The following is a 22,987-nucleotide window of genomic DNA, read 5'->3' on the forward strand; positions in this document are numbered from 1 at the left end:
TTCCCTCCGGCGCGGTCCTCTGGAATCTCCTGTTCGGGCCGCTCCTCGGGACCGCGGGGGTGGCGGGCGCCTGCCTGGCCGTCGCCGGCGGCGCCTTCGGGATCGATGCGCTGGGTCCGCCCGTCCGTTTCGTCTCCACAGGGCTGACGTGGACCCTCTCCCTCCTCGATACCGTTTCCGGATCGGGGGCCGGCTGCTTCCCCGTCCCCCCCTCCGGGGTTGCGTCGCTCTTCGTCGCGACGGCGGCGGCCGCGGCCGGAACGATCCTTCTCCTGAGCAAGGGGAGGAGCGCATGGGCGGCGCCGGTCGCGGTTTCCGCCCTGTTCCTCGCCTGGATCCACCTTCCGTACCTTGCGATGCCTGAAAGGGAGCTGAGGATGACGGCGCTGGACGTCGGGAACGGTTCGGCGTCCCTCGTGTCCTTCCCGGGCGGCGGTCATGCGCTGATCGATGCCGGCAGCGCCCTGCGGGGGAACGCGGGAGAGCGGGCGGTGCTTCCGTATCTCCGGAAGAGGGGGATCCGGAAGATCGACGTCCTCGTCCTGAGCCATGCCCACGAGGACCATTACGGGGGGGCGGCTGCGGTCCTCTCCGCCATCGAAGTGGGCGAGGTCTGGCTCCCGGACGGCGAGCCGAAGGAGGCGTTCGGCCGTGCGGTCTCCTCGTGGCCGGGCCGGATCCGTACGGTGGGGCCGGGCGACCGCGCGGTTTTCGGCGCAGCGGAGCTGATCGTCCGCGCGTCGGGTCCGGTGCGCGGCGATGCGCCGGCGAACGAACGTGGGACCGTTCTCGAGGTTCGTTACGGCCTGCTGTCGGTATGGCTGCCGGGAGACGTCGAGAGAGGGGCTTCCGCCTGGGGCCGCGGCGATTTCGCTCCGGGGCAGCGGAGGGTCCTCTTCCTTCCGCACCACGGCTCCCCGAAGGCGGATCCCGCGGGATGGGCCGCGCATTGCCTTCCGGAGGCGGTCGTCTCTCAAAATAGCGATTGTTTCACCGGTGAAAATCTGTTACCTTCCCATCAACGATTCTTGTTGAAAAACGGCGCACTTACGCTCCGTTCGAACGGGAAGTCGTTGTTTTTCATGCAGGAAGGTTCCAACCGTGGATGGAAACTTCTCTGGCGGCTTGCGTGAGAATTGTGAATTCAGCTACAGGCACCTACAGGAGCGGCGCCCGCAGATGAGCACGCAGAGAGTCCTGATCCTCTGCCACGACGTAAAAAACATCGAGGCCATCCTCCGGGTTCCCACGCTGAAAGGGGTGCACTTTTCCGTCCTTCCGGACTGGGAATCCGCCGCCGCGGCGCTCCGGAGGGAGAATTTCTCGGTCATCGTCGCTCACAAGGTCCAAAGCGACAGGGCGACGGGTCCGTACGTCGCGGAGATCGTTTCCCTCGCTCCCAAGACGCCGCTGATCCTGGTCCTGCCGATGAGCGACGGCCCGTCGGTCCTCGACGCGCTGAAAGAGGGCGCTTCCGAGATCCTGTTCGAGGAGTCGATCCGCGGCTCGCTCGTTCCGTCCCTCGAGAAATATCTTTTCTCCGGGTACGGGCTGCTCCGGAGGATGTCGCTCGACGAGCTGTTCGATTTCTGCATCCCCGTCATAACGACCTCCGACATGTCGCTCCTGGCCGGGACGATCCTCGAGAAGTTCCGTGAGGCGCTGGGGGCGTCGTTCGGCGTGCTGTTCCAGGAAGGGGAGCCGGGCGGCCCCCCGTTCCTCGTCCATTCCTCCCTCGGGTTCGCCGACGAGGCTGCTCCCCTTGCGTTCCTGCGCCGGTTCGGCGAAGCGCTGATCCGGCACGCGGGTCCCTCGCCCGTCGTGGTCTGCGCGGAGACGCTGGAGGCCGAAGCCCCGGGAGGGCGGTGGCCGCAGGATGCGAACCGGTACCTCCTCCCGGTCCGCTTCGAGCTCGAGTCGGGGGCGCGCCTCTATTCCGTAGTGGGGCTGCGCGGCGCGCCCGAGGCGGACGCCATCAACAGCCCGCTCCTGAATTTCTTCTGCCGCCAGGCGCGCCTTTCGCTGATCAACGCGGAGCGCAACGCCCAGGTGCAGAGCCTGATCTACATCGACGACCTCACCAAGCTTTACAACAGCCGCTACCTGAACGTGGTGCTCGACCGGGAAATGAAGCGGTCCGAGCGCTACCGGAACTTCTTCTCCGTGCTGTTCATGGACATCGACTTCTTCAAGCGGGTCAACGACACCCACGGGCACCTCGTCGGCAGCCGCGTCCTGCAGGAAGTCGGATCGGTCCTCAAGTCCTGCGTCCGCGACTCCGACACCGTCGCGCGCTACGGCGGGGACGAGTTCGTCGTCCTCCTCGTGGAGACGAACTCCGAGGAGGCGATGTTCGTCGCCGAGCGGATGCGGAAGGCGATCGAGTCCGGGCACCTCGTCGTCTCCATGGGGCTCGACATCCGCCTGACGATCTCCATCGGGATCGCGGCGTTCCCGGAGCACGCCACGACGAAGCAGCACCTGCTCAACCTCGCCGACCAGGCCATGTACCGCGGCAAGGAATCGACCCGGAACGTCGTCTATCTGGCCCAGCCGCAGAAATTTCCATGACATTGACGACCATCCGGGGGATGAAGGACCTCCTTCCCCCCGAGTCGACACGCTGGGCCGCGCTGGAGTCGTCTTTCCGGGCGCACGCGGGGATGTACGGTTTCCGGGAGATCCGGACGCCGCTGCTCGAGCGGACGGAGCTGTTCTCGCGCGCGGTCGGCGAGACCACCGACATCGTCGAGAAGGAGATGTACACCTTCACCGACCGCTCCGGCGACAGCCTGACGGTGCGGCCCGAGGGGACCGCCCCGGTCGTCCGCGCGGTGCTGGAACACCGGGCGGAGATCGGGGAATGGCCGGCGCGACTGTTCTACATCGGCCCGATGTTCCGCCACGAGCGCCCCCAGAAAGGGCGCCTGCGGCAGTTCCACCAGTTCGGGGCGGAGCTGTTCGGCACGGAATCGCCGTACGCCGACACCGAGGCGATGGCCTTCCTGCACGGGTTCCTGAAGGACGCGGGGCTGACGGGCGTCTCGCTGGAGATCAACTCGCTGGGCGATCCGGAATGCCGGCCGAAGTTCAACGCGGCGCTCGCGGAGTTCCTCGAAGCGCGGGAAGCCGACCTGTGCGACGATTGCCGGCGGCGCCGGGGCCGGAATCCGCTGCGGGTCCTCGACTGCAAGGCGGACCGCTGCATCAAGGCGACCGCGGACGCCCCGTCGATCCTCGATTTCCTCTGCGCGGCGTGCCGGGACCATTTCGGAGCGGTGGAGGCGTCGCTGGCCTCCGCGGGGATCCCGTTCTCGCGGAATTCCCGGATGGTCCGCGGCCTCGACTACTACCGCCGGACGACGTTCGAGTTCGTCATCCCCGGGATGGGCGCGCAGAACACCGTCGCCGCCGGGGGACGGTACGACGGGCTCGCGGAGATGATCGGAGGGAAGGAGCCCGTCCCCGCCATCGGGTTCGCCATCGGGGTGGAACGCCTCCTGATGCTGCTGGGCGAGGGGGGCCCGGCGCAGCCGCAGGCCGACGCGTTCCTCGTGACGACGGCCCCTTCGCTCCTGCCCGAGGCGTTCCGGTGGAAAATGGAGCTGATCGCGCTGGGCGTCCGGGCCGACATGGATTACGAGGGGCGCAGCATGAAAAGCCAGTTTCGCCGCGCGGACCGTTCGGGCGCAAGGGCCGTCGTCGTCCTCGGCGAGGAGGAGGCGGCGCGGGGCGCGGTGGCGTACAGGGACATGGAAAAGGGGACCCAGGAAGAGGTCGCCCCGGACGAGGCGATGCGCAGGCTGCGCGGATTCGCCAAAGCCAAGGAGGTCTGACGTTGGACGCGTTTCTGCCGGAACATAAAAGGACGATTTATTGCGGGCAGCTCCGTGCGGAGCACATCGGGCAGGAGGTCGTGCTGTGCGGCTGGGTCCACCGCCGCAGGGACCACGGGGGGCTCGTGTTCGTCGACCTGCGCGACCGCGAGGGGCTGGTCCAGGTCGTGATCAACCCCGAGGGGTCCCGGGAGGCGCACGAAAAGGCCGACGCCCTGCGGGTGGAATACGTCCTTTCGGTGCGCGGCGCCGTCCGGCGGCGCCCCGCAGGCACCGAGAACCCGAACCTCCCGACGGGGGAGATCGAGGTGGCGGCCGCCTCGCTGGCGATCCTGAACGAGTCGAAGCCGATCCCGTTCTCCCTCGAGGACGACTCCGATGCCGCCGAGAGCGTGCGGCTCAAGTACCGCTTCCTCGACCTGCGGCGCCCGTCGATCCAGGCGAAGTTCATGCTGCGCGCGAAGCTCGCCCGCTCCGTCCGGGAATTTTTCTTCGAAAACGGCTTTCTCGAGATCGAGACGCCCGTGCTCACCAAGAGCACCCCGGAAGGCGCGCGCGACTACCTGGTGCCGTCCCGCGTCAACCCGGGGATGTTCTACGCGCTGCCGCAGTCGCCGCAGCTCTTCAAGCAGCTCCTGATGATCGCGGGGTGCGACCGGTACGCCCAGATCGTGAAGTGCTTCCGGGACGAGGACCTTCGCGCCGACCGGCAGCCGGAGTTCACGCAGATCGACGTGGAGATGTCGTTCATCGACCGCGAGGACATCTTCCTTATGATGGAAGGGCTGATGGCGCGGATCTTCCGGGACGTCCTCGGGAAGGAAGTGAAGACTCCGATTCCGCGGCTGGGCTGGCGGGAGGCGATGGACCGCTTCGGCGTCGACAAGCCGGATACCCGCTTCGGGCTCGAGATCGCCGACTGCACGGAGCTGCTTTCGGAGACCGAGTTCCGGGTGTTCGCCGAGACCGCGGCCAAGGGGGGCGTCATCCGGGGGATCGTCGCGCCGGGGATGGCGGAGTCCAGCCGCTCGGAGATCGCCGCGCTCGAGGAGGTCGCGAAGATCGGCGGGGCGGCCGGCCTGGCATGGTTCAAGGTCGGCTCCGATGGGCTGACCTCGCCGCTGACGAAGTTCTTCAAGGAGGAGCGGCTCGCGGCCCTTAAAGGAAAGCTGGGAGCGAAGCCGGGGGACCTGCTGCTGTTCGTCGCCGACAAGTTCGAGACGGCCTGCGCCTCGCTGGGGCGGCTGCGGCTCCACCTCGGCGAGAAGCTCGGGATGATCGACCCGTCGCTGTTCCACCTGCTCTGGGTCACCGATTTCCCGCTGCTCGAGTGGGACCCGGAGGAGAAGCGCTGGGCGGCGATGCACCACCCGTTCACCGCGCCGCTCGACGAGGATCTCCCGCTGCTCGACACCGATCCCGGGAAGGCGCGCGCGAAGGCGTACGACATGGTGCTCAACGGCTCCGAGATCGGGGGAGGAAGCATCCGGATCCACCGGCAGGACGTGCAGTCGCGGATGTTCGGGCTCCTCGACATCCCGCCCGAGGCGGCGCGGCGGAAGTTCGGCTTCCTCCTCGAGGCGCTGGAATTCGGGGCTCCCCCGCACGGCGGGATCGCCTTCGGGGTCGACCGGCTGGCGATGATCCTCTCGGGGGCGGAGTCGCTGCGGGACGTCATCGCTTTTCCGAAAACGCAGAAGGCCACCTGCCTGATGACCGACGCTCCCTCGGAAGTCGACGTCAAGCAGCTTCGGGAGCTTTCGATCCGGGTGACGGCCCCCGGGAAAAAATAAATCGGGGGGGTGGATTTCCGCCCCTTCCATGGCTCCTTCGAATTGGTTTATATTTAGTCCGTGCTTCCCAAGGAGCTGTTCAAGCCGAAATCGGTCGCCGTGGTGGGGGCGTCCCGGAATCCCGAGAAGGTGGGGTACGGGGTGTTCGCGAACCTCGTCCAGGCTGGGTTCCCCGGTCCCCTGTACGGCGTGAACCCCGGCGGAGGCGAGCTGCTGGGCCGCCCGCTCTACCCGTCCATCGACGCGATCCCCGGCCCCGTCGACCTGGGCGTCTTCGTGGTCGCGCCGAAGGACATCCTGCTGGCGTTTCCCGCCCTGGCCGCGAAGGGGATGCGCGCGGCCATCGCCATCTCCGCGGGCTTCAAGGAGGTGGGGGGCGCGGGGGTCACCCTGGAGCGCGACCTGACCGCCATGGCGAGGTCCACGGGGATCCGCGTCGTCGGCCCGAACTGCCTCGGCGTGATCGACACGCACGCCCGCATGAACGCTTCCTTCTCCAACGGCACCCCCCCGAGAGGGAACATCGGGTTCCTGTCCCAGTCCGGCGCCATGTGCACCGCCATCCTCGACCGGTCGATGGGCGACAACATCGGGTTCTCCAAGATCGTGAGCATGGGGAACAAGGCCGACGTCTCCGAGTCGGATGTCCTCGAGTTCCTCGCGGACGACCCGGAGACGCGCGTCATCATGGGCTACGTGGAGAGCATCGACGACGGCCGCCGGTTCCTGCGGGCCGCCAAGGCGGTGACGCCCCGCAAGCCGGTCGTCATGGTGAAGGCGGGAAGCACCGCGTCCGGCGCCCGGGCGGCGTCCTCCCACACGGGGAGCCTGGCGGGCTCCGACAGCGCCTACACGGCGGCCTTCCGCCAGGCGGGGATCCTGCGCGCCCAGTCGATCGAGGAGCTTTACGACTTCACCATCGCCTTCTCGATGCGCCCGGTCCCCAAGGAAGGGAAGCTCCTCATCCTGACCAACGCGGGCGGGCCGGGCATCCTTGCGGCGGATACGGCGGACCGCCTGGGGATACGGCTTGCCGAGGTGTCCGAATCGCTGCGCGCGAAGATCCTCCCGAAGATCCCGCCGACCGCCAGCACGGCGAACCCGGTGGACATCATCGGGGACGCCCGCGCCGACCGGTACCGGGACGTCATCCGCGCCCTCGCGGAAGAGGATGCCATCGACATGGTCCTCGTCCTGCTGACGCCGCAGGTAATGACCGAGCCCGAGGAGACGGCGCGCGCCATCGTCTCCTCGCTGGGGCCGACGAACAAGACGGTGCTCGCGTCCTTCATAGGGCAGGCCAGCGTGACCGAGGGAAGAAAGATCCTGATGGCGGGCGGGATCCCGAGCTACATCGTGCCGGAACGCGCGGTGAGCACCGCCCACGCGATGGTCCGGTACTCCCACATGCACACCTCCGATTTTCCCGAGAACGGGGGCTCCCTCGGAGGGCGCCCCATGGCAGCCCAGCGGGCCGTCGGGAAGATCCTCGGGAAGGGGGGCCAGGGCGGGGAGGAGGATTCGCGGGCCATCCTCGAGGCGTACGGATTTTCCTTCCCGCGGAACTCCTTCGCGCAGACCTCCACCGACGCCGTGGAGGCGTATCGTGCCATGGGCGTCCCGAAGGTGGTCATGAAGATCGTCTCCCCCCAGATCCTCCACAAGACCGACGTCGGGGGGGTGCGCCTGAACCTCTCCTCCGAGGAGGAGGTCGCCCGGGCGTTCGTCGAGATCACCTCCACCGTCCGCCGGCACGCCCCGGCGGCCTGGATCGCCGGGGTCTCCGTGCAGGAGATGATCGTCGGCGGGCAGGAGCTCATCATCGGCCTGAGCCGCGACCCGCAGTTCGGTCCGCTGCTGATGCTGGGGCTTGGGGGGATCTATGTCGAGGTGCTGAAGGACGTCGCGTTCCGCGTAGCGCCGCTCTCCCGGCGGGACGCGGTCGAGATGATCCACGAGATCCGCGCCTACCCGCTGCTGGCCGGGTACCGCGGGGCCGAGCCGGCGGACGAGGACGCCATCGTGGACGCCCTGCAGCGGCTGTCGGCCCTGTCGGTCGACTTCCCGGAGATCCAGGAGCTCGACATCAACCCCATCCGGGTGATGCCCAGGGGCAAGGGGCTTCGGGCGATCGACTGCCGGATATCCATCGCGGAGGCCGTGAAATGAACCTGTACATCGCATCCACGTCGGAATATTCGGGAAAGACGCTCATCGCCCTCGCGCTCGGGAAGCTGTGGAAGGCGGCGGGGGTGAAGGTCGGCTACGTCAAGCTCCTCGGGAAGATCCCCGTGGCGGAGAACGGCCTCCTGGTCGACGAGGACGCGTCGTTCATCGCCCGCGAACTTTCCCTCGAGGGGCCGCCCGAGTCGTTCTGCCCGGTCGTGATCACCCCCGACCTGGCGATGGCCGCGTATCGCGGCGAGGAGCTGCGCGTCCGCGGGAAGATCACCGCGGCCGTCCGAGACGCCGAGGCGCGATCCGAGGTGCTGATCATCGGAGGGGCCGCCAACCCGCGCGACGGCTATTTCTTCGGGGTCTCCCCGCTCGAGCTGATCGCGAACTTCGATTGCCGGGTGGTCCTCGTGGACCGGTTCGAGGGGGAGAAGTCGATGGACCAGATCCTCTGGGCGTCCCACGTCCTCGAGTCGCGCCTCCTCGGCGTGATCTTCAACCGGGTCGCCCCGGAGCAGGAAACGTTCGTCCGGGGGACGGTGACCCGCTTCCTCGAGTCCCGGGGGATCCGGGTGCTGGGCGCCCTGCTCCAGGACCCGCTGCTCGACAGCGTGAGCGTGGCCTCCCTGGTCCAGACCCTCTCGGCGACGGTCCTCGTGGAGGGCAGGTCCGCCGCGACGCTGATCGAACGTTTTTGCGTCGGGTCGATGGACGTGGAGCACGCGCTGCGGATCTTCCGGACCCTGCCGCGGAAGGCGGTGATCACCGGGGGGCTCCGCACCGACATTCAGCTCGCGGCGATCGAAACCGACACGGTGTGCCTCGTGCTGACCGGAGGGGGCGCCCCGCACGACATCATCCTGGCGCGGGCGCGGGAGAAGGGCGTGGCCATCCTCCAGGTGTCGGAAGACACCTTCTCCACGGTGGAGCGGTTCGAGCGGATCCTGGGCCGCCTCCGGATCCGGGAGCCCGAGAAGGTCGCCCGGGGGGTCGAGGCCGTCCGCGCGTCGGTCGACACCGACGGACTGCTCGCCCTCTGCCGGAAATCATAGCCCCTTGTCCCTTGACGATCAGTAAGGAGTCTCATATCCTGTTTTAAGAGCAGGGAGGAATTCCTCCCGACCACCCTGGGAACCCTCCGAATAAAACATTTACCGATAGGAGGACGCCTTGGCATTATTCAAGAGCTTGGTTCCCCCTCCCGACGGCGAGAAAATCCAAATCAAACCCGATTTTAGTCTGGCCGTTCCGGACCGGCCGATCCTCCCGTTCATCGAGGGGGACGGCATCGGCCCCGACATCTGGCGCGCCTCCGTCCGGGTGTTCGACGCGGCCGTGGAGAAGGCGTACGGCGGGAAGCGGAAAGTCCGCTGGCTCGAAGTGCTGGCGGGCGAGAAGGCGTTCAACCGGACGGGGGAGTGGCTCCCCGAGGACACGCTGACCGCGTACCGCGAATACCTCGTCGGCATCAAGGGGCCGCTGACCACGCCGATCGGCGGAGGGATCCGCTCCCTGAACGTGGCGCTGCGCCAGATGCTCGACCTGTACGTCTGCCTGCGGCCGGTGAAGTACATCCCCGGCGTCCCTTCCCCGGTCAAGCGCCCGGAGCTCGTCGACATGGTCATCTTCCGGGAGAACACCGAGGACATCTACGCCGGGATCGAATGGGCCTCCGGGACGCCCGAGGTGAAACGGGTCGTCGACTTCCTCGTCAAGGACATGGAGGTCCGCAAGATCCGCTTTCCCGGGACCACCGCCATCGGGATCAAGACGGTCAGCAGCGAGGGCAGCGAGCGGCTGATCGAGGCGGCGATCCGGTACGCCCTCCGGCACGGCCGGAAATCGGTCAACCTCGTCCACAAGGGCAACATCATGAAGTTCACCGAGGGCGCCTTCAAGGACTGGGGCTACGGGATCGCGGCGAGGAAGTTCCGCAACGAGACCGTCTCGATGCGCGAGAGCTGGGTCCTCGGGAACCTGGACCGCGATCCGGCGATGAGCCGGGAGGACAACGCCCGGGCGCTGGAGCCCGGCTTCGACGCGATGACCCCCGGGCAGAAGGAGGACATCCTGAAGGAGGTCGACGCAGCGCTGAAGCTCCGGTCGACGCACGGCGACGGGAAATGGAAGAAGATGCTGATGATCAAGGACTCGATCGCCGACATCACCATGCAGCAGACGATCACCCGGGCGGACGAGTTCGACGTCATCGCGACGCTGAACCTCAACGGCGACTACCTCTCCGACATGCTGGCGGCTCAGGTCGGCGGGATCGGGATCGCTCCCGGGGGGAACATCAACTACCTCACGGGGCACGCGATCTTCGAGGCGACCCACGGGACGGCGCCCAAGTACGCGAACCTCGACAAGGTGAATCCTTCCTCCGTCCTCCTTTCGGGGGTGATGATGTTCGAGCACCTCGGCTGGCAGGAGGCGGCCGACGCGATCCGGCGGGGGGTCGAAGGCTCCATCGCCCGGCGGACGGTCACGTACGACTTCGCGCGCCTGATGAAGGCGGAAGGGGTCAAGGACGTGCGGGAAGTGAAGTGCGGCGAATTCGGAGACGCGGTCATCTCGAACATGTAGGGAGGGGGACGGAATGAGCCGGAAGAAGATCACGGTGATCGGGGCGGGAAACGTCGGCGCCACCACGGCGCAGCGTCTCGCCGAGAAGGACCTCTGCGACGTCGTGCTCGTGGACATCGTGGAAGGGATGCCCCAGGGGAAGGCGCTCGACCTCATGCAGGCGGGTCCCGTCTGCGGCTACGACAGCAACGTGACGGGGACGAACGGGTACGAGGACACCGAGGGGTCGAGCATCGTCGTCATCACCTCGGGGCTGGCCCGCAAGCCGGGGATGAGCCGGGACGACCTCCTCAAGGTCAACGCGGGGATCGTCAAGGACGTGACCGCGAAGGCCGCCGCGAAATCGCCCGATGCCGTCATCATCGTCGTCTCGAATCCCCTCGACGCCATGACCTACGTCGCCCACAAGACGAGCGGGTTCCCGGCGAACCGGGTGATGGGGATGGCCGGGGTCCTCGATTCCGCCCGCTTCCGGGCGTTCATCGCCATGGAGCTGGGCGTCTCCGTCCGCGACATCAACGCCTTCGTGCTCGGCGGGCACGGCGACACGATGGTCCCTTCCACGAAGTACACGACCGTCGGAGGGATCCCCGTGGAGGACCTGATCCCGCCGGACCGGCTGGGGCAGATCGTCGAGCGGACCGCGAAGGGCGGGGCGGAGATCGTCTCTCTCCTGAAGACCGGCTCCGCCTATTACGCGCCTTCGGCCGCCTGCGTCCAGATGTGCGAATCCATCCTCCTCGACCGGAAAATGATCCTTCCGTGCGCCGTCCTCTCCGAGGGGAAGTACGACGGGTGCGACGGGCTGTTCGTCGGCCTTCCGGCCAAGCTCGGCGAGAACGGCGTCGAGGAGGTCGTCCGTTTCAGGCTCACCGAAAAGGAGGCGGAGGCGCTCCGGAAATCGGCCGCGGCGGTCAAGGAGCTCTGCGGGGCCGTCGACCGGCTCGGGTTCTGACGCCATGAACATCCACGAGTACCAGGCCAAGGAGGTCCTGTCCCGGTACGGGGTGGCCGTCCCGAAGGGCGGCGTGGCGGACACACCGGCGGAGGCCGAGGTGATCGCAGGGGAGCTGGGGCTGCCCGTCGTCATCAAGGCGCAGATCCACGCCGGCGGCCGCGGGAAGGGGGGCGGCGTCAAGCTGGCGCGCACCCCGGAAGAGGTCCGGGAGCACGCGCGGAGCATCATCGGGATGCGGCTCGTGACCCACCAGACGGGCCCCGAGGGGAAGCTGGTCAAGCGCGTCCTCGTGGAGCAGGCGGGAAAGATCCGGAAGGAGTATTACCTCGGGATGGTCGTCGACCGCTCCGTCTCCCGGATCGTCGTGATGGCCTCGACGGAAGGCGGGGTGTCGATCGAGGAGGTCGCGGCCCGGACCCCCGAGCTCATCCTGAAGGAGTGGGTGGACCCGGCGCTGGGGCTGATGCCGTACCAGGCGCGCAAGATCGCCTTCGGGCTGGGGCTCCCCGGAGACCTCGCGGGCAAGGCGGTGCGGATGATGACCGCGCTCTACAAGGCGTTCACGGAGACGGACTGCTCCCTGGCGGAGATCAACCCCCTCGTGCAGACGGAGGACGGCGACCTCGTCGCGCTGGACGCGAAGATGAACTTCGAGAACAACGGCCTCTTCCGCCACCCGGACATCCGGGCGCTGCGCGATTTCGACGAGGAGGACCCGACCGAGACGGAGGCGTCCAAGCACGAGCTCTCCTACATCCGCCTCGACGGGAACATCGGCTGCCTCGTGAACGGCGCGGGCCTTGCGATGACGACGATGGACATGATCAAGCTGTGCGGCGGCAACCCGGCGAACTTCCTCGACGTGGGAGGCAACGCGAGCACGGAGCAGGTGAAGCAGGCGTTCCGCCTCATCCTCTCCGATCCGAGCGTCAAGGCGATCTTCGTGAACATCTTCGGCGGGATCATGCGGTGCGACGTCATCGGCGAGGGGCTCGTGGCCGCCGCGAAGGCGCTCGGGCTGACGGTCCCGCTCGTCGTGCGGCTGGAGGGGACGAACATGGAGAAGGGGAAGGAGATCCTCGCCGCCTCGGGGCTCGACATCATCCCGGCGTCCGACATGGCGGACGGGGCGGGGAAGGCCGTCGCCGCCGCCTCGCGGACCGCGGGAGGCCGCCCGTGAGCATCTACCTGAACCGGGACAGCAGGGTCATCGTGCAGGGGATCACCGGGTCGGCGGGCGCGTTCCACACCCGCCAGATGCTCGACTACGGCACGAAGGTCGTCGGGGGGGTGACGCCCGGAAAGGCGGGCGTCAAGGTCGAGGGCGTGCCGGTCTTCGACTCCGTGTCCCAGGCCGTCCGGGCCGCGGGCGCCGACGTCTCGGTCATCTTCGTGCCGCCCGCCTTCGCGGCGGACGCGATCTGCGAGGGGTTCGACGCCGGGCTCGCCCTCGTCGTGTGCATCACGGAGGGGATCCCGGTCCTCGACATGGTGAAGGTGAAGCGGTTCATGGAGGGGAAGAAGACCCGGCTGGTGGGGCCGAACTGCCCCGGCGTCATCACCCCCGGGGAGAGCAAGGCGGGGATCATGCCCGGGAGCATCCACCGGCCGGGGACCGTCGGCATCGTCTCCCGCTCGGGGACGCTCACGTACGAGGCGGTGCACCAGGTGACCGGAGTCGGGCTGGGGCAGTCCACCTGCGTGGGGATCGGCGGCGACCCGATCAACGGAACGAACTTCATCGACGTGCTGTCCGCCTTCGAGGCCGACGAGGGGACCGAGGCGGTCATCCTGATCGGGGAGATCGGGGGGACGGCCGAGGAGGACGCCGCCGCGTGGATCAAGGCGAACATGAGCAAGCCGGTCGTCGGCTACATCGCGGGGCTGACCGCGCCCAAGGGGAAGCGGATGGGGCACGCGGGGGCCATCATTTCCGGGGGAAAGGGGACCGCCGCGGAGAAGATCGAGGCGTTCCGCTCCTCGGGGATCGCGGTGGCCGAATCGCCCGCGGACATCGGGAAGACGCTGGCCCGGAGGCTCGGGTCGAAGGCCGTATAAAGGAGGGGACGAGGCGCCGATGGCGAAGCAGCGCGAGGCGGAGAAGGTCGAGTCGCGGGAAAACGAGAAGGTGAAGGTCTCCATCATCCCGCGCTACTGCAAGGGGTGCGAGATCTGCGTGAAGCTGTGCCCGACCCAGGTGCTGGGGATGGAGATGTTCAAGGCGAAAGTCGTCGACATCGACCGGTGCATCATCTGCATGCAGTGCGAGCAGCGGTGCCCCGACTTCGCGATCTTCGTGGAAAAGAAGGAGCCGAAGCCATGAGCCGCGTCCTGCTGCTCCAGGGGAACGAGGCGTGCGCGGAGGGGGCCCTCTACGCCGGCTGCACTTTCTTCGCCGGCTACCCGATCACCCCGTCGACCGAGGTGGCGGAATACCTGGCGAAGAAGCTCCCGCAGATCGGCGGGGCGTTCCTTCAGATGGAGGACGAGATCGCGGCGATGGCCGCGGTGATCGGGGGCTCGCTGGCGGGCCGCAAGGCGCTCACCGCCACCTCCGGCCCCGGCTTCTCGCTCAAGCAGGAGAACCTCGGGTTCGCCATGCTGACGGAGATCCCCTGCGTGGTCGTCAACGTCATGCGGGGCGGGCCGTCCACGGGCGTCCCGACGGGACCCGGCCAGAGCGACATCATGCAGTGCCGCTGGGGGACCCACGGAGACCACCCCGTCATCTGCCTCACCCCCGCCTACGTCCAGGAGATCTTTACCGAGACGGTCCGGGCGTTCAACCTCTCGGAGAAGTACCGCACGCCCGTGATCCTTGCGTTCGACGAGATCGTCGGGCACATGCGGGAGCGGATCGAGATACCGGAGCCGGGAGCGCTGCAGGTGACCGGCCGCCCGAAGCCGCAATGCCCCCCGGAAGAGTACCTCCCGTACGACGACCGCAAGGGGGACGTCCCGCCGATGGCGAACTTTTTCGAGGGGTACCGGTTCCACGTGACGGGGCTCAACCACGGGCCCGACGGGTTCCCGGTGAACGCCTCTCCGCGCATCCACACGGACGAGCAGCGCCTCCTGCGGAAGGTGGAGTCGAACCGGGCGGAGATCGTGCGGTACGAGGAGCACCGTCTCGAGGACGCCGAGGTCGCGGTCTTCGCCTACGGCGTCTGCGGGCGCTCCGCGAAGACGGCGGTGGAGACGGCGCGGGCCGAGGGGATCCGGGCGGGGCTGTTCCGCCCGCTGACCATCTGGCCCTTCCCCGAGGCGCAGGTCGCGTCCCTTTCCGCGCGGGTGAAGAAGATCGTCGTGCCCGAACTTTCCCTCGGGCAGATCGTCCACGAAGTGGAGCGGTGCGCGAAGGGGAGATGCCCGGTCGAGGGGATCTTCCGGGTCGACGGCGACCCGATCACCCCGGCGCAGATCGTCGACCGGATCAAGGAGGGGAGGTAGATGGCGTTCGATTACGGCCGGTACATCCGTCCCGGCAAGCTCCCGCACATCTGGTGCCCGGGATGCTCGTACGGCATGGTCTTCAAGGCGCTGCTGCGGGCCGTCGATTCCCAGAAGATCGACCGCAACGACATCGCCCTGGTGTCCGGCATCGGCTGCGCGTCGCGCCTTCCCGGGTACGTGGACTTCAACACCCTGCACACCACCCACGGCCGGGCGCTGGCGTTCGCCACGGGGATCAAGATGGCGAAGCCCGACAAGCACGTCATGGTGGTGAGCGGCGACGGCGACGCGACGGCGATCGGGGGGAACCATTTCATCCACGCCTGCCGCCGGAACATCGACATCACCCTGCTCGTCTTCAATAACTTCATCTACGGCATGACGGGCGGCCAGTACTCCCCGACCACCCAGACCGACCGGTTCGCGACCACGATGCCGTACGGCAACGTGGACTCCCCCTTCAACATCCCGGAGCTGGCGAAGGGCGCCGGGGCGAGCTTCGTCGCCCGCGGCACGGCGTACCACGCCGCGGCGCTCGACAAGCTCATTATCGAGGCGATGCGGCACAAGGGGTTCTCCGTCCTGGAGATCATCAACGCCTGCCCCACAACCTTCGGCCGCCGCAACAAGTTCCGCAGCCCCACGGACATGCTTCTCTGGATGAAGGACACCTTCGTTCCCGAGGAGGCGTTCCGGAAGCTGCCGCCGGAAAAGACGGAGGGGAAACTCCCCATGGGCATCCTGTACCGCCGGGAGGACGCGAAGGAGTACTGCGAGACATACTACTCGTTGGTGGAACGGCTGAGGAAGCAGACATGAGCGAACGTTACGAAATCCGGTTCTCCGGCTCCGGCGGGCAGGGGCTGATCCTCGCCGGGGTCATCTACGCGGAGGCGGCGGCGATCTACGACGGGATCAACGCCGTCCAGAGCCAGTCGTACGGCCCGGAGGCGCGGGGCGGCGCCTCCAAGTCCGAGGTCATCATCTCCGACAGGACGATCGATTTCCCGAAGGCGACGTCCATCGACCTGATGCTGGCCCTCACGCAGGAAGCCTGCTCGAAGTATTATAAGGACATCAAGGCGGACGGGACGCTGGTCGTGGACGAGGACTTCGTCCGCGACGTTCCGCCCGGGCCGTTCAAGGTGGTCGGCCTCCCGATCATCCGGACCGCCTCCGAGGCGATCGGGAAGGCGTTCGTCGCCAACATCGTCGCCATCGGGGCGATCGCGGCGATCACGGGGCGGGTGAGCCGCGAGTCGGTGGAGAAGGCGGTGCTCTCCCGCGTCCCGAAGGGGACCGAGGAGCTGAACCGGAAAGCGCTCCTGGCAGGATACGAACTCGTCGAAAGGAGGACGGTTTGATGCAGCAAGCCGGGAAACAGCGGACCCTCTCCATCGTGAAGCCGGACGGCGTCCGCAAGGGAGTCGTCGGGGAGGTGATCCGCCGTTTCGAAACCGCGGGGATCCGCATCGCGGCGATGCGGATGCTCCGCCTCACGAAGCGGGAAGCGGAAGGTTTCTACGCGGTCCACAGGGAGCGCCCCTTCTTCGCCTCCCTGACCGATTTCATGTCCTCCGGCCCGATCGTCGTCATGGTGCTGGAAGGGGAAAACGTCATCGCCCGGAACCGCGAGCTGATGGGGGCGACGGATCCGAAGAAGGCCGCGCCGGGCACGATCCGCGCGGACTTCGCGGAGGAGATCGAAAAGAACATCGTCCACGGCTCCGACGCCCCGGAGACCGCGGATACGGAAATCCGCTATTTCTTCAGCGAGCTCGACATCGTTTCCTGATCCCGCGCGCGAGGCCGGCTCCCGCCCGGGCGATCCGCGGATCGACCTGAAGGGGATGACGCTCGCGGAGCTCGAGGCGTTCCTCGCGCGGTGGGGAAAGGAGCGTTACCGGGGCCGGCAGCTTTCCCGGTGGATCTACCATAAGCTCGCGGACGACTTCGGGGAGATGACCGACCTCTCGAAGGAGTTCCGCGCGCTGCTGTCGGCCTCCTGCCGGATCTCCGCCCCTCCGGCGGAGCATACGGACGCGTCCGCGGACGGCACGGAGAAGTACCTGTTCCGGCTCGAGGACGGCGAGGCCGTCGAGAGCGTGCTGATCCCCGACGAGGAGCGGCGCACGCTCTGCGTCTCCTCGCAGGCGGGGTGCGCGCTCGGGTGCGGCTTCTGCGCGACCGGCGCGATGGGGCTCCGGCGGAACCTGACCTCGGCGGAGATCGTGCATCAGGCCTGCCACGCGTCGAGGCGGCTCGCGGCCCGGGGGGAGCGGCTGTCGAACGTGGTCTTCATGGGGATGGGGGAGCCGCTGCGGAACGTCGGCGAGGTCTCCCGCGCAATCGAGATCCTCCTGTCCCAGTTCGGCTTCGGCCTTTCCGGCAAGCGGGTCACCGTGTCCACCGCGGGGATCTTCCCCGAGATGCTCGCGCTGGCGGAGAAATACCCCGTGAGCTTCGCCGTCTCCCTCAACGCCACGCGGGAAGCCCAGCGCTCCCTTCTGATGCCCGTGAACCGGAAATACCCGTTGCGGGAGCTGCTGGCGGCGATGCGGCGGATCCCGCTGCAGAGCGGCCGGAAGGTCACAGCGGAATACGTCCTGCTGGCCGGCGTGAACGATGCGCCCGAGGATGCGGGGACGCTCGTCCGCCTGCTCCGGGGCGCGCGGATCAAGGTGAACCTGATCCCGTACAACCCGCAGGAGGGATCCCCTTACCGCCCCCCTCCGCAGGAAACGGTGGACCGGTTCCGGGACATCCTCCTTGCCGGCGGGATCCAGACGATCACCCGCGAGAGACGCGGTGCGGACATCCGCGCCGCATGCGGGCAACTATGCGCCGACGTTAAAGAAAAAAATCTTCCACACGATAAATAAGGGTTGAGGGCGCCGTCCGATCTTCCTATATTCATAGGAGTGTCCACGAAAGGGGCAGCCAGGGGAATGTCGGGAATTCTCGGCGTGATCGGCGGATCCGGCCTGTACGGGATGGAGGACCTGAAGAATGTCCGGCAGGTCTCCGTGCGCACGCCGTTCGGCGCCCCGTCCGACGCGCTGACCGTGGGGGAGCTCGAGGGGCGGACCGTCGCGTTCCTCCCGCGCCACGGGCGCGGGCACCGGATCCCTCCTTCCGGCATCAATTTCCGCGCGAACATCTACGCATTGAAAAAGATCGGGGCGGACGCCGTCCTCTCCATCTCCGCGGTCGGGAGCATGAAGGAAGGGATCCGTCCGGGAGACATCGTCGTCGTCGACCAGTTCATCGACAACACGAGGCTCCGGCAGAACACGTTCTTCGGCGACGGCGTCGCGGGACACATCGTCTTCGCGGACCCCGTCTGTCCGGCGCTGTCCGGGATCGCGTACGCGGCGGCGCGGAAGGTCGTCCGGCGGGTCCGGCGCGGCGGGACGTACCTCTGCATCGAGGGGCCCGCGTTCTCCACCCGGGCCGAGTCGAACCTCTACCGGAAGTGGGGCGCCGACGTCATCGGCATGACCAACATGCCCGAGGCGAAGCTCGCCCGCGAGGCCGGGCTGTGCTACGCGGTCCTCGCCCTGGCCACCGACTACGACTGCTGGCACCGGACCGAGGAGGACGTCTCGGTCGGGTCGATCCTCGAAGTGCTGAAGCGCAACGTCGAGAACTCGAGGAAGATCGTGCGGGCGGTCGCGAAGGCGATGCCGCTCCCCGAAGGCTGCGGATGCGGCGAGGCGCCGAAGCACGCCGTCATCACGGACCCGAAGAAGATCCCCGCGGCCGCCCGGAAGCGGCTTTCGCTCCTGATCGGGAGACACCTGTGACGCCGCCGCGGCGCATCCCGGTCCTCCTCCCGGCGCTCTGCGCGGCCGCGATCCTGCTCGCGGCGTGCGCCGGCGGGAAAGCCGCGGCCAGGAAGAGCGAGGCGGACGCGCGGATGCGGATGGGAGTCACCTACCTGCAGCAGGGCAACCTCCCGATGGCGATGCGGGAGCTGATGCGGGCCTCGGAGCTCGACCCGGACAACGCGGAGATCGACATGATGCTGGGGCTCGCCTACCGGGCGCGCGGCGACGGGAAGAACGCGGAGAAACATCTGCGGGAAGCGGTCGACAAGAGGCCGGACTACGGCGACGCGCACAACAACCTCGGGATCGTCCTGGCGGACCGGCAGGCATGGGAAGAAGCGATCCGGGAGTTCGAGACCGCCGCGGCGGACGTCCGGTACCAGACGCCGGAATGGGCGGTCTACAACGCCGCGGAGGCGTATCGCGCCAAGGGGGACGCCGCGAAGGCGGAGGAGCGGTATCGGCTGGCGATCCGGATGAACGAGGCGTACGCCCCGGCGTACCTGGGCCTGGCCGCCCTGCTCGGGAAGGCGGGGCGGTGGACGGAAGCGGAGACGCTGCTGCTGAAGCTCGTCAGGATCGTGCCCGATTACGCGGACGGGTGGATGGAGCTGGGGCGCGTGTACACGGCGATGAAGCGCCCCGCGGATGCGGAGAAGGCGTTCAAACGGGTGCTCGAATCGGAGGGGCGCAGACCGTGAGCAATGCCGGGGCATCCTGGAAGACGCGGCGGGAGTCGATGGGGAAGAGCATCGAGGACGCCGGTGCCGCGCTGCGGATCAGTCACCGATACCTCCGCGGAATCGAGGAGGGCAATTACGCCGGCTGGCCGGAGAAGGTGTTCTCCGCCGGCTTCATCCGCTCCTACGCCAAGTACCTCTCCGTGGACCCGGGCCCTGTCCTCGCGGAGTACGAGCGCATCCTGGCGGCGCAGCCGGAGCGGCAGGAGGCGGAAGCGCGCCCGCAGCCGCAATCCCGGCCCGAATGGCTGGAGCGGGAGAGGGAGCGCGGCAGCCGCCGGACCTCCTATGTCTTCGCGGCCGGAGTGGTGCTCCTCGTGGGGGTGGTCCTGGCGTACGTTTCCATGCGGGGACCGGCCCGCCCGGTCGCGCCGCCGCCCGCCGCGCCGGCGGCGCCCGCGCCCGTTCCCGCCCCCGAAATCTCGGCGGCGCCCGCGGCCGTCCCCGGGATCGACAACGCTCCCGCGACCGCCGGCGCCGCGGCGATCGATCCCGCCGCCGTTCCCGACAACGCGGCCAGACCGCACCCGACGGTGTCCGCCGTGGGGGGCGGCGGTCCGCTCACGGGGCCGTTCCAGCTTTTCCTGGAGGCGAGCGAGCACACCTGGCTCATGTACAGCTTCGACGACGGAGACCCCATCGACGTCACGCTGTATATGGGAGACAAAATCAGCATCCAGGCGAACCGGCGCATCCGTCTCAAGATCGGAAACGCCGGAGGCGTGGTCGGCACCTTGAACGGGAACCGGCTTCCGCCGTTCGGCGCCGGCGGCCAGGTCGTGGAGGTCCAATACCCGTAATGCGCCGCGGGGGGGCAGCCGGCGAGCGCTCCTTCCACGCTTCCCCCGCCTTCCTGGTCCGGGCCGTCGACATGGGGGAAGCCGACCGGCGCCTTTCCTTCTTCACACGGGAGGCCGGGGTCGTCTCGATCCTCGGAAAATCCGCCTGGAAAAGCCGGAAGCGGTTCGGCGGGACGCTCCAGCGCTATGTCCTGCTGGACATCGTCTGGACCGAGGTCCCCGGGAAAATCCCCGTCCTGTCGACGGCTTCCGTCTCCGCGAGCTTCTGGCCGATCGTCGAGGAGTGGGAGCGGGTCCGGCACGCGGATTATCTTCTCGAACTGGCCGCGGAAATGTTCCCTCAGGAGGGGCCCAAGCCCAAGGCGTTCGAGATCCTCCTCGACGGGTTCCGCGCGCTGACGGCGGGGGAGTCCCCGGGAAAAGTCGCGCGCAGGGCGGAGGCGTGCTTCCTGGGCATCGGCGGCTGGGGGCCCGACCTGTCGAAGTGCCGTAAATGCGGGAGGACCGACAGCCGCAGGTATCGGTTCCTGCCCGCCGAAGGGGGGCTGCTGTGCGACGCCTGCGCGACAGGAGACGGTATGACGCTGTCGCTGGGGGCGGTCCGGACGTGGAGGGCGCTCCTGGCGGGAGGCGGGGCGGCCCGGGAGCGGCTCCGGGTGCCGGACGGAATAGAAGAGGAATTACAAAAGGTTATACCCAAATATATAGAGTACTGCCTTGGGAAACCGCTCCGAAGCCTCGGCGGGGCCTGACCGGACGCGGAATCCAAAACCTTCAATTATTCCAATGATTTGTCTTGACAATCCGCGCCGGGGGGTGTAACTTTTCCTGATATTTCCCGCCGGGAGGTTTCTGGTGTATTTCCAAGACCTCGTTTTGTCCCTGCAGCGGTTCTGGGCTGGCAAGGGGTGCGTGATCCATCAGCCGTACGATACCGAGGTCGGCGCGGGAACGTTCCACCCCGCGACATTCCTGCGGTCGCTCGGCCCCGAGCCGTGGAACACCGCGTACGTAGAGCCTTCCCGCCGACCGACGGACGGCCGGTACGGGGAGAATCCGAACCGGCTCCAGCATTATTACCAGTTCCAGGTCATCATGAAGCCGTGCCCCTGCGACTACGTCGAGATCTACCTCGATTCCCTCCGGGCGGTCGGCATCGATCCGATGAAGCACGACATCCGGTTCGTGGAGGACGACTGGGAGTCTCCCACGCTGGGCGCCTGGGGGCTCGGTTGGGAAGTGTGGCTCGACGGGATGGAGATCACCCAGTTCACCTATTTCCAGCAGTGCGGCGGCATCGACCTGAAACCGGTTTCCGGCGAGATCACGTACGGCCTCGAGCGGATCGCCATGTACCTGCAGAACGTGGACAACGTTTACGACCTCAAGTGGGTGGGAGACGTCACCTACGGCGACGTCCACCACCGCGGCGAGGTGGAGTGGTCCCGCTACAACTTCGAAGCGGCCGACATCCCGATGCTGTTCTCCCTGTTCGCGATGTTCGAGAAGGAGTGCCAGGCGCTCCTCGAGCGCAATCTGGTCCTTCCCGCGTACGACTACTGCCTGAAGTGCTCCCACGCCTTCAACATGCTCGACGCGCGCGGGGCCATCTCCGTGACGGAGCGGACCTCCTACATCGGGCGGGTCCGGAACCTGGCGCGGCTGTGCGCGGAGGGGTTCCTCCGGTCGCGCGAGGAGATGGGATTCCCGCTGCTGGGGCGGTTCGGCGGCGAAGTCCCCCGCGGGGAGGGGCGGTAAATCATGGAACGCGACTACCTGCTCGAGATCGGCTGCGAGGAAATCCCGGCGGGATTCATCGGCCCCGCGTTGTGGAACGGAAGCAGGCTGCTGGAGGAGGCGCTGCGCAAGGCCCGGCTCTCCTTCCGGAAGATCGACATCCAGGGGACGCCGCGGCGGCTGGCGTTCATCGTCCGGGGGCTTTCGGAGCGCCAGGAGGCCAGGAGCGAGACCGTCCTGGGCCCGCCGAAGAGCGTGGCCTTCGACGCCGCGGGGAAGCCGACGAAGGCCGCCGCCGGATTCGCGAAATCGCAGGGGATCGCGGTCGAGTCGCTTTCCGTGTTCCCCACGGACCGGGGCGAATACCTCGGCTTCGTGCGGGAGGAGGCCGCGCGCCCGGCGCGGGAGGTCCTTCCGAAGCTTGTGACGGAGTTCCTTCCGTCGATCCCCTTCAGGAAGTCGATGCGCTGGGCGGACCTCGACGTCCGGTTCGCGCGGCCCGTGCAATGGATCGTCTCCCTGCACGGGGAGGAGGTGATCCCGTTCCGGTACGGCAACGTCGACGCGGGGCGGAAGACCTACGGCCACCGGTTTCTCGCCCCCGGGGCCATTGAGCTCCTCTCGCCGGCCGCCTACGAGGCGGGGCTGGCCGCGGCCTCCGTTCTGGTCGACCTCGACGCGCGCAAGGACCGGATCCGGACCGGCCTGCGCGCGCTGGAGCGCGAGACGGGGATGAAGTGGGCGGAGGACGAGCCGCTCGTGGAGACGACGGCGAACCTCGTGGAGTTCCCCGTCGTCATGGCGGGGAGGTTCGAGGCGAAGTACCTGTCGCTCCCGCGGGAGATCCTCGTGACCTCCATGCGGAACAACCAGAAGTATTTCGTCTTCGAGGACGAGCGGGGGGCGCTGCGCCCCGAGTTCGCCTTCGTGTCGAACATGTCCGTGCCGGACCCCGGGATCGTCATCGCGGGGAACGAGCGGGTGCTGCGCGCGCGCCTCTCGGACGCGGAGTTTTATTACTGGGACGACCTGAAGATGCCGCTGTTCGACCGGGCGGAGGCGCTGAAGAAGGTCCTCTT

Annotated in this window: 22 protein-coding genes; all 22 read left to right on the forward strand. The window is 67.7% G+C overall.

The window, feature by feature from the left end; genetic code table 11:
• On the forward strand, positions 1-1,133 hold a 1,133-nt coding region (locus AB1346_02505; GenBank protein MEW6719302.1), incomplete at its 5' end, for an MBL fold metallo-hydrolase.
• A gap of 46 nt (positions 1,134-1,179) precedes the next feature.
• Positions 1,180-2,571, forward strand: coding sequence for a GGDEF domain-containing protein (locus AB1346_02510; GenBank protein ID MEW6719303.1), 1,392 nt, complete (start codon positions 1,180-1,182; stop codon positions 2,569-2,571).
• Positions 2,568-3,836 (forward strand): histidine--tRNA ligase, encoded by a 1,269-nt coding sequence (gene hisS, locus AB1346_02515; protein ID MEW6719304.1) that lies wholly within the window; start codon positions 2,568-2,570, stop codon positions 3,834-3,836. Before AB1346_02510 ends, hisS begins: the two co-directional genes overlap by 4 nt.
• A gap of 2 nt (positions 3,837-3,838) precedes the next feature.
• Positions 3,839-5,629, forward strand: a complete 1,791-nt coding sequence (aspS, locus tag AB1346_02520; protein MEW6719305.1) for an aspartate--tRNA ligase — start codon at positions 3,839-3,841, stop codon at positions 5,627-5,629.
• A gap of 60 nt (positions 5,630-5,689) precedes the next feature.
• Entirely contained in the window at positions 5,690-7,798 is a 2,109-nt protein-coding gene (locus AB1346_02525) for an acetate--CoA ligase family protein (GenBank protein MEW6719306.1), read from the forward strand.
• Entirely contained in the window at positions 7,795-8,856 is a 1,062-nt protein-coding gene (locus AB1346_02530; protein ID MEW6719307.1) for a phosphotransacetylase family protein, read from the forward strand. Before AB1346_02525 ends, AB1346_02530 begins: the two co-directional genes overlap by 4 nt.
• Positions 8,857-8,974: 118 nt before the next feature.
• Positions 8,975-10,390 carry an NADP-dependent isocitrate dehydrogenase gene (gene icd, locus AB1346_02535; protein ID MEW6719308.1) on the forward strand — a complete coding sequence of 472 codons (1,416 nt, stop codon included), beginning with the start codon at positions 8,975-8,977 and terminating at the stop codon, positions 10,388-10,390.
• Positions 10,391-10,403: 13 nt separating this feature from the next.
• Positions 10,404-11,345: a malate dehydrogenase gene (gene mdh, locus AB1346_02540; GenBank protein MEW6719309.1), complete on the forward strand. Its 942-nt coding sequence runs from the start codon at positions 10,404-10,406 to the stop codon at positions 11,343-11,345.
• 4 nt (positions 11,346-11,349) lie between these two features.
• Positions 11,350-12,528 (forward strand): ADP-forming succinate--CoA ligase subunit beta, encoded by a 1,179-nt coding sequence (gene sucC, locus AB1346_02545; protein MEW6719310.1) that lies wholly within the window; start codon positions 11,350-11,352, stop codon positions 12,526-12,528.
• Positions 12,525-13,406, forward strand: coding sequence for a succinate--CoA ligase subunit alpha (sucD, locus tag AB1346_02550; protein ID MEW6719311.1), 882 nt, complete (start codon positions 12,525-12,527; stop codon positions 13,404-13,406). Before sucC ends, sucD begins: the two co-directional genes overlap by 4 nt.
• Positions 13,407-13,425: 19 nt before the next feature.
• A complete protein-coding gene (locus AB1346_02555; GenBank protein ID MEW6719312.1) occupies positions 13,426-13,671 on the forward strand; it encodes a 4Fe-4S dicluster domain-containing protein in 246 nt (81 codons plus the stop codon).
• Complete coding sequence (locus AB1346_02560) at positions 13,668-14,798, forward strand: 2-oxoacid:acceptor oxidoreductase subunit alpha (protein ID MEW6719313.1); 1,131 nt, start codon at positions 13,668-13,670, stop codon at positions 14,796-14,798. The genes AB1346_02555 and AB1346_02560 overlap by 4 nt, the downstream gene beginning before the upstream one ends.
• Positions 14,799-15,620, forward strand: coding sequence for a 2-oxoacid:ferredoxin oxidoreductase subunit beta (locus AB1346_02565; GenBank protein MEW6719314.1), 822 nt, complete (start codon positions 14,799-14,801; stop codon positions 15,618-15,620).
• Complete coding sequence (locus AB1346_02570) at positions 15,617-16,165, forward strand: 2-oxoacid:acceptor oxidoreductase family protein (GenBank protein MEW6719315.1); 549 nt, start codon at positions 15,617-15,619, stop codon at positions 16,163-16,165. The genes AB1346_02565 and AB1346_02570 overlap by 4 nt, the downstream gene beginning before the upstream one ends.
• The gene (gene ndk / locus AB1346_02575) at positions 16,165-16,596 is read left to right on the forward strand and encodes a nucleoside-diphosphate kinase (protein ID MEW6719316.1); all 432 of its coding nucleotides are present in this window, start codon (positions 16,165-16,167) and stop codon (positions 16,594-16,596) included. Before AB1346_02570 ends, ndk begins: the two co-directional genes overlap by 1 nt.
• A gap of 40 nt (positions 16,597-16,636) precedes the next feature.
• Entirely contained in the window at positions 16,637-17,683 is a 1,047-nt protein-coding gene (gene rlmN, locus AB1346_02580; GenBank protein ID MEW6719317.1) for a 23S rRNA (adenine(2503)-C(2))-methyltransferase RlmN, read from the forward strand.
• Between the two features lie 66 nt (positions 17,684-17,749).
• Positions 17,750-18,607, forward strand: a complete 858-nt coding sequence (gene mtnP, locus AB1346_02585; GenBank protein MEW6719318.1) for an S-methyl-5'-thioadenosine phosphorylase — start codon at positions 17,750-17,752, stop codon at positions 18,605-18,607.
• The gene (locus AB1346_02590; GenBank protein MEW6719319.1) at positions 18,604-19,332 is read left to right on the forward strand and encodes a tetratricopeptide repeat protein; all 729 of its coding nucleotides are present in this window, start codon (positions 18,604-18,606) and stop codon (positions 19,330-19,332) included. Before mtnP ends, AB1346_02590 begins: the two co-directional genes overlap by 4 nt.
• Complete coding sequence (locus AB1346_02595; GenBank protein ID MEW6719320.1) at positions 19,329-20,171, forward strand: RodZ domain-containing protein; 843 nt, start codon at positions 19,329-19,331, stop codon at positions 20,169-20,171. Before AB1346_02590 ends, AB1346_02595 begins: the two co-directional genes overlap by 4 nt.
• Positions 20,171-20,923, forward strand: coding sequence for a DNA repair protein RecO (gene recO, locus AB1346_02600; protein MEW6719321.1), 753 nt, complete (start codon positions 20,171-20,173; stop codon positions 20,921-20,923). Before AB1346_02595 ends, recO begins: the two co-directional genes overlap by 1 nt.
• 103 nt (positions 20,924-21,026) lie before the next feature.
• A complete protein-coding gene (locus AB1346_02605; GenBank protein MEW6719322.1) occupies positions 21,027-21,929 on the forward strand; it encodes a glycine--tRNA ligase subunit alpha in 903 nt (300 codons plus the stop codon).
• 3 nt (positions 21,930-21,932) lie between these two features.
• Positions 21,933-22,987 (forward strand): glycine--tRNA ligase subunit beta (gene glyS, locus AB1346_02610; GenBank protein MEW6719323.1); only part of this gene is annotated, 1,055 nt, incomplete at its 3' end.

The organism is Thermodesulfobacteriota bacterium (genome assembly GCA_040758155.1).
Classification (GTDB): Bacteria; Desulfobacterota; Deferrimicrobia; order Deferrimicrobiales; family Deferrimicrobiaceae; genus UBA2219.

What these genes read in the sequence shown, in the direction of transcription:
- AB1346_02510 (MEW6719303.1), top strand. Translation starts at nt 1,180, where the DNA reads ATGAGCACGCAGAGAGTCCTGATCCTCTGCCACGACGTAAAAAACATC.
- hisS (MEW6719304.1), top strand. Translation starts at nt 2,568, where the DNA reads ATGACATTGACGACCATCCGGGGGATGAAGGACCTCCTTCCCCCCGAG.
- AB1346_02530 (MEW6719307.1), top strand. Translation starts at nt 7,795, where the DNA reads ATGAACCTGTACATCGCATCCACGTCGGAATATTCGGGAAAGACGCTC.
- mdh (MEW6719309.1), top strand. Translation starts at nt 10,404, where the DNA reads ATGAGCCGGAAGAAGATCACGGTGATCGGGGCGGGAAACGTCGGCGCC.
- sucC (MEW6719310.1), top strand. Translation starts at nt 11,350, where the DNA reads ATGAACATCCACGAGTACCAGGCCAAGGAGGTCCTGTCCCGGTACGGG.
- AB1346_02555 (MEW6719312.1), top strand. Translation starts at nt 13,426, where the DNA reads ATGGCGAAGCAGCGCGAGGCGGAGAAGGTCGAGTCGCGGGAAAACGAG.
- AB1346_02560 (MEW6719313.1), top strand. Translation starts at nt 13,668, where the DNA reads ATGAGCCGCGTCCTGCTGCTCCAGGGGAACGAGGCGTGCGCGGAGGGG.
- AB1346_02565 (MEW6719314.1), top strand. Translation starts at nt 14,799, where the DNA reads ATGGCGTTCGATTACGGCCGGTACATCCGTCCCGGCAAGCTCCCGCAC.
- AB1346_02570 (MEW6719315.1), top strand. Translation starts at nt 15,617, where the DNA reads ATGAGCGAACGTTACGAAATCCGGTTCTCCGGCTCCGGCGGGCAGGGG.
- ndk (MEW6719316.1), top strand. Translation starts at nt 16,165, where the DNA reads ATGCAGCAAGCCGGGAAACAGCGGACCCTCTCCATCGTGAAGCCGGAC.
- mtnP (MEW6719318.1), top strand. Translation starts at nt 17,750, where the DNA reads ATGTCGGGAATTCTCGGCGTGATCGGCGGATCCGGCCTGTACGGGATG.
- recO (MEW6719321.1), top strand. Translation starts at nt 20,171, where the DNA reads ATGCGCCGCGGGGGGGCAGCCGGCGAGCGCTCCTTCCACGCTTCCCCC.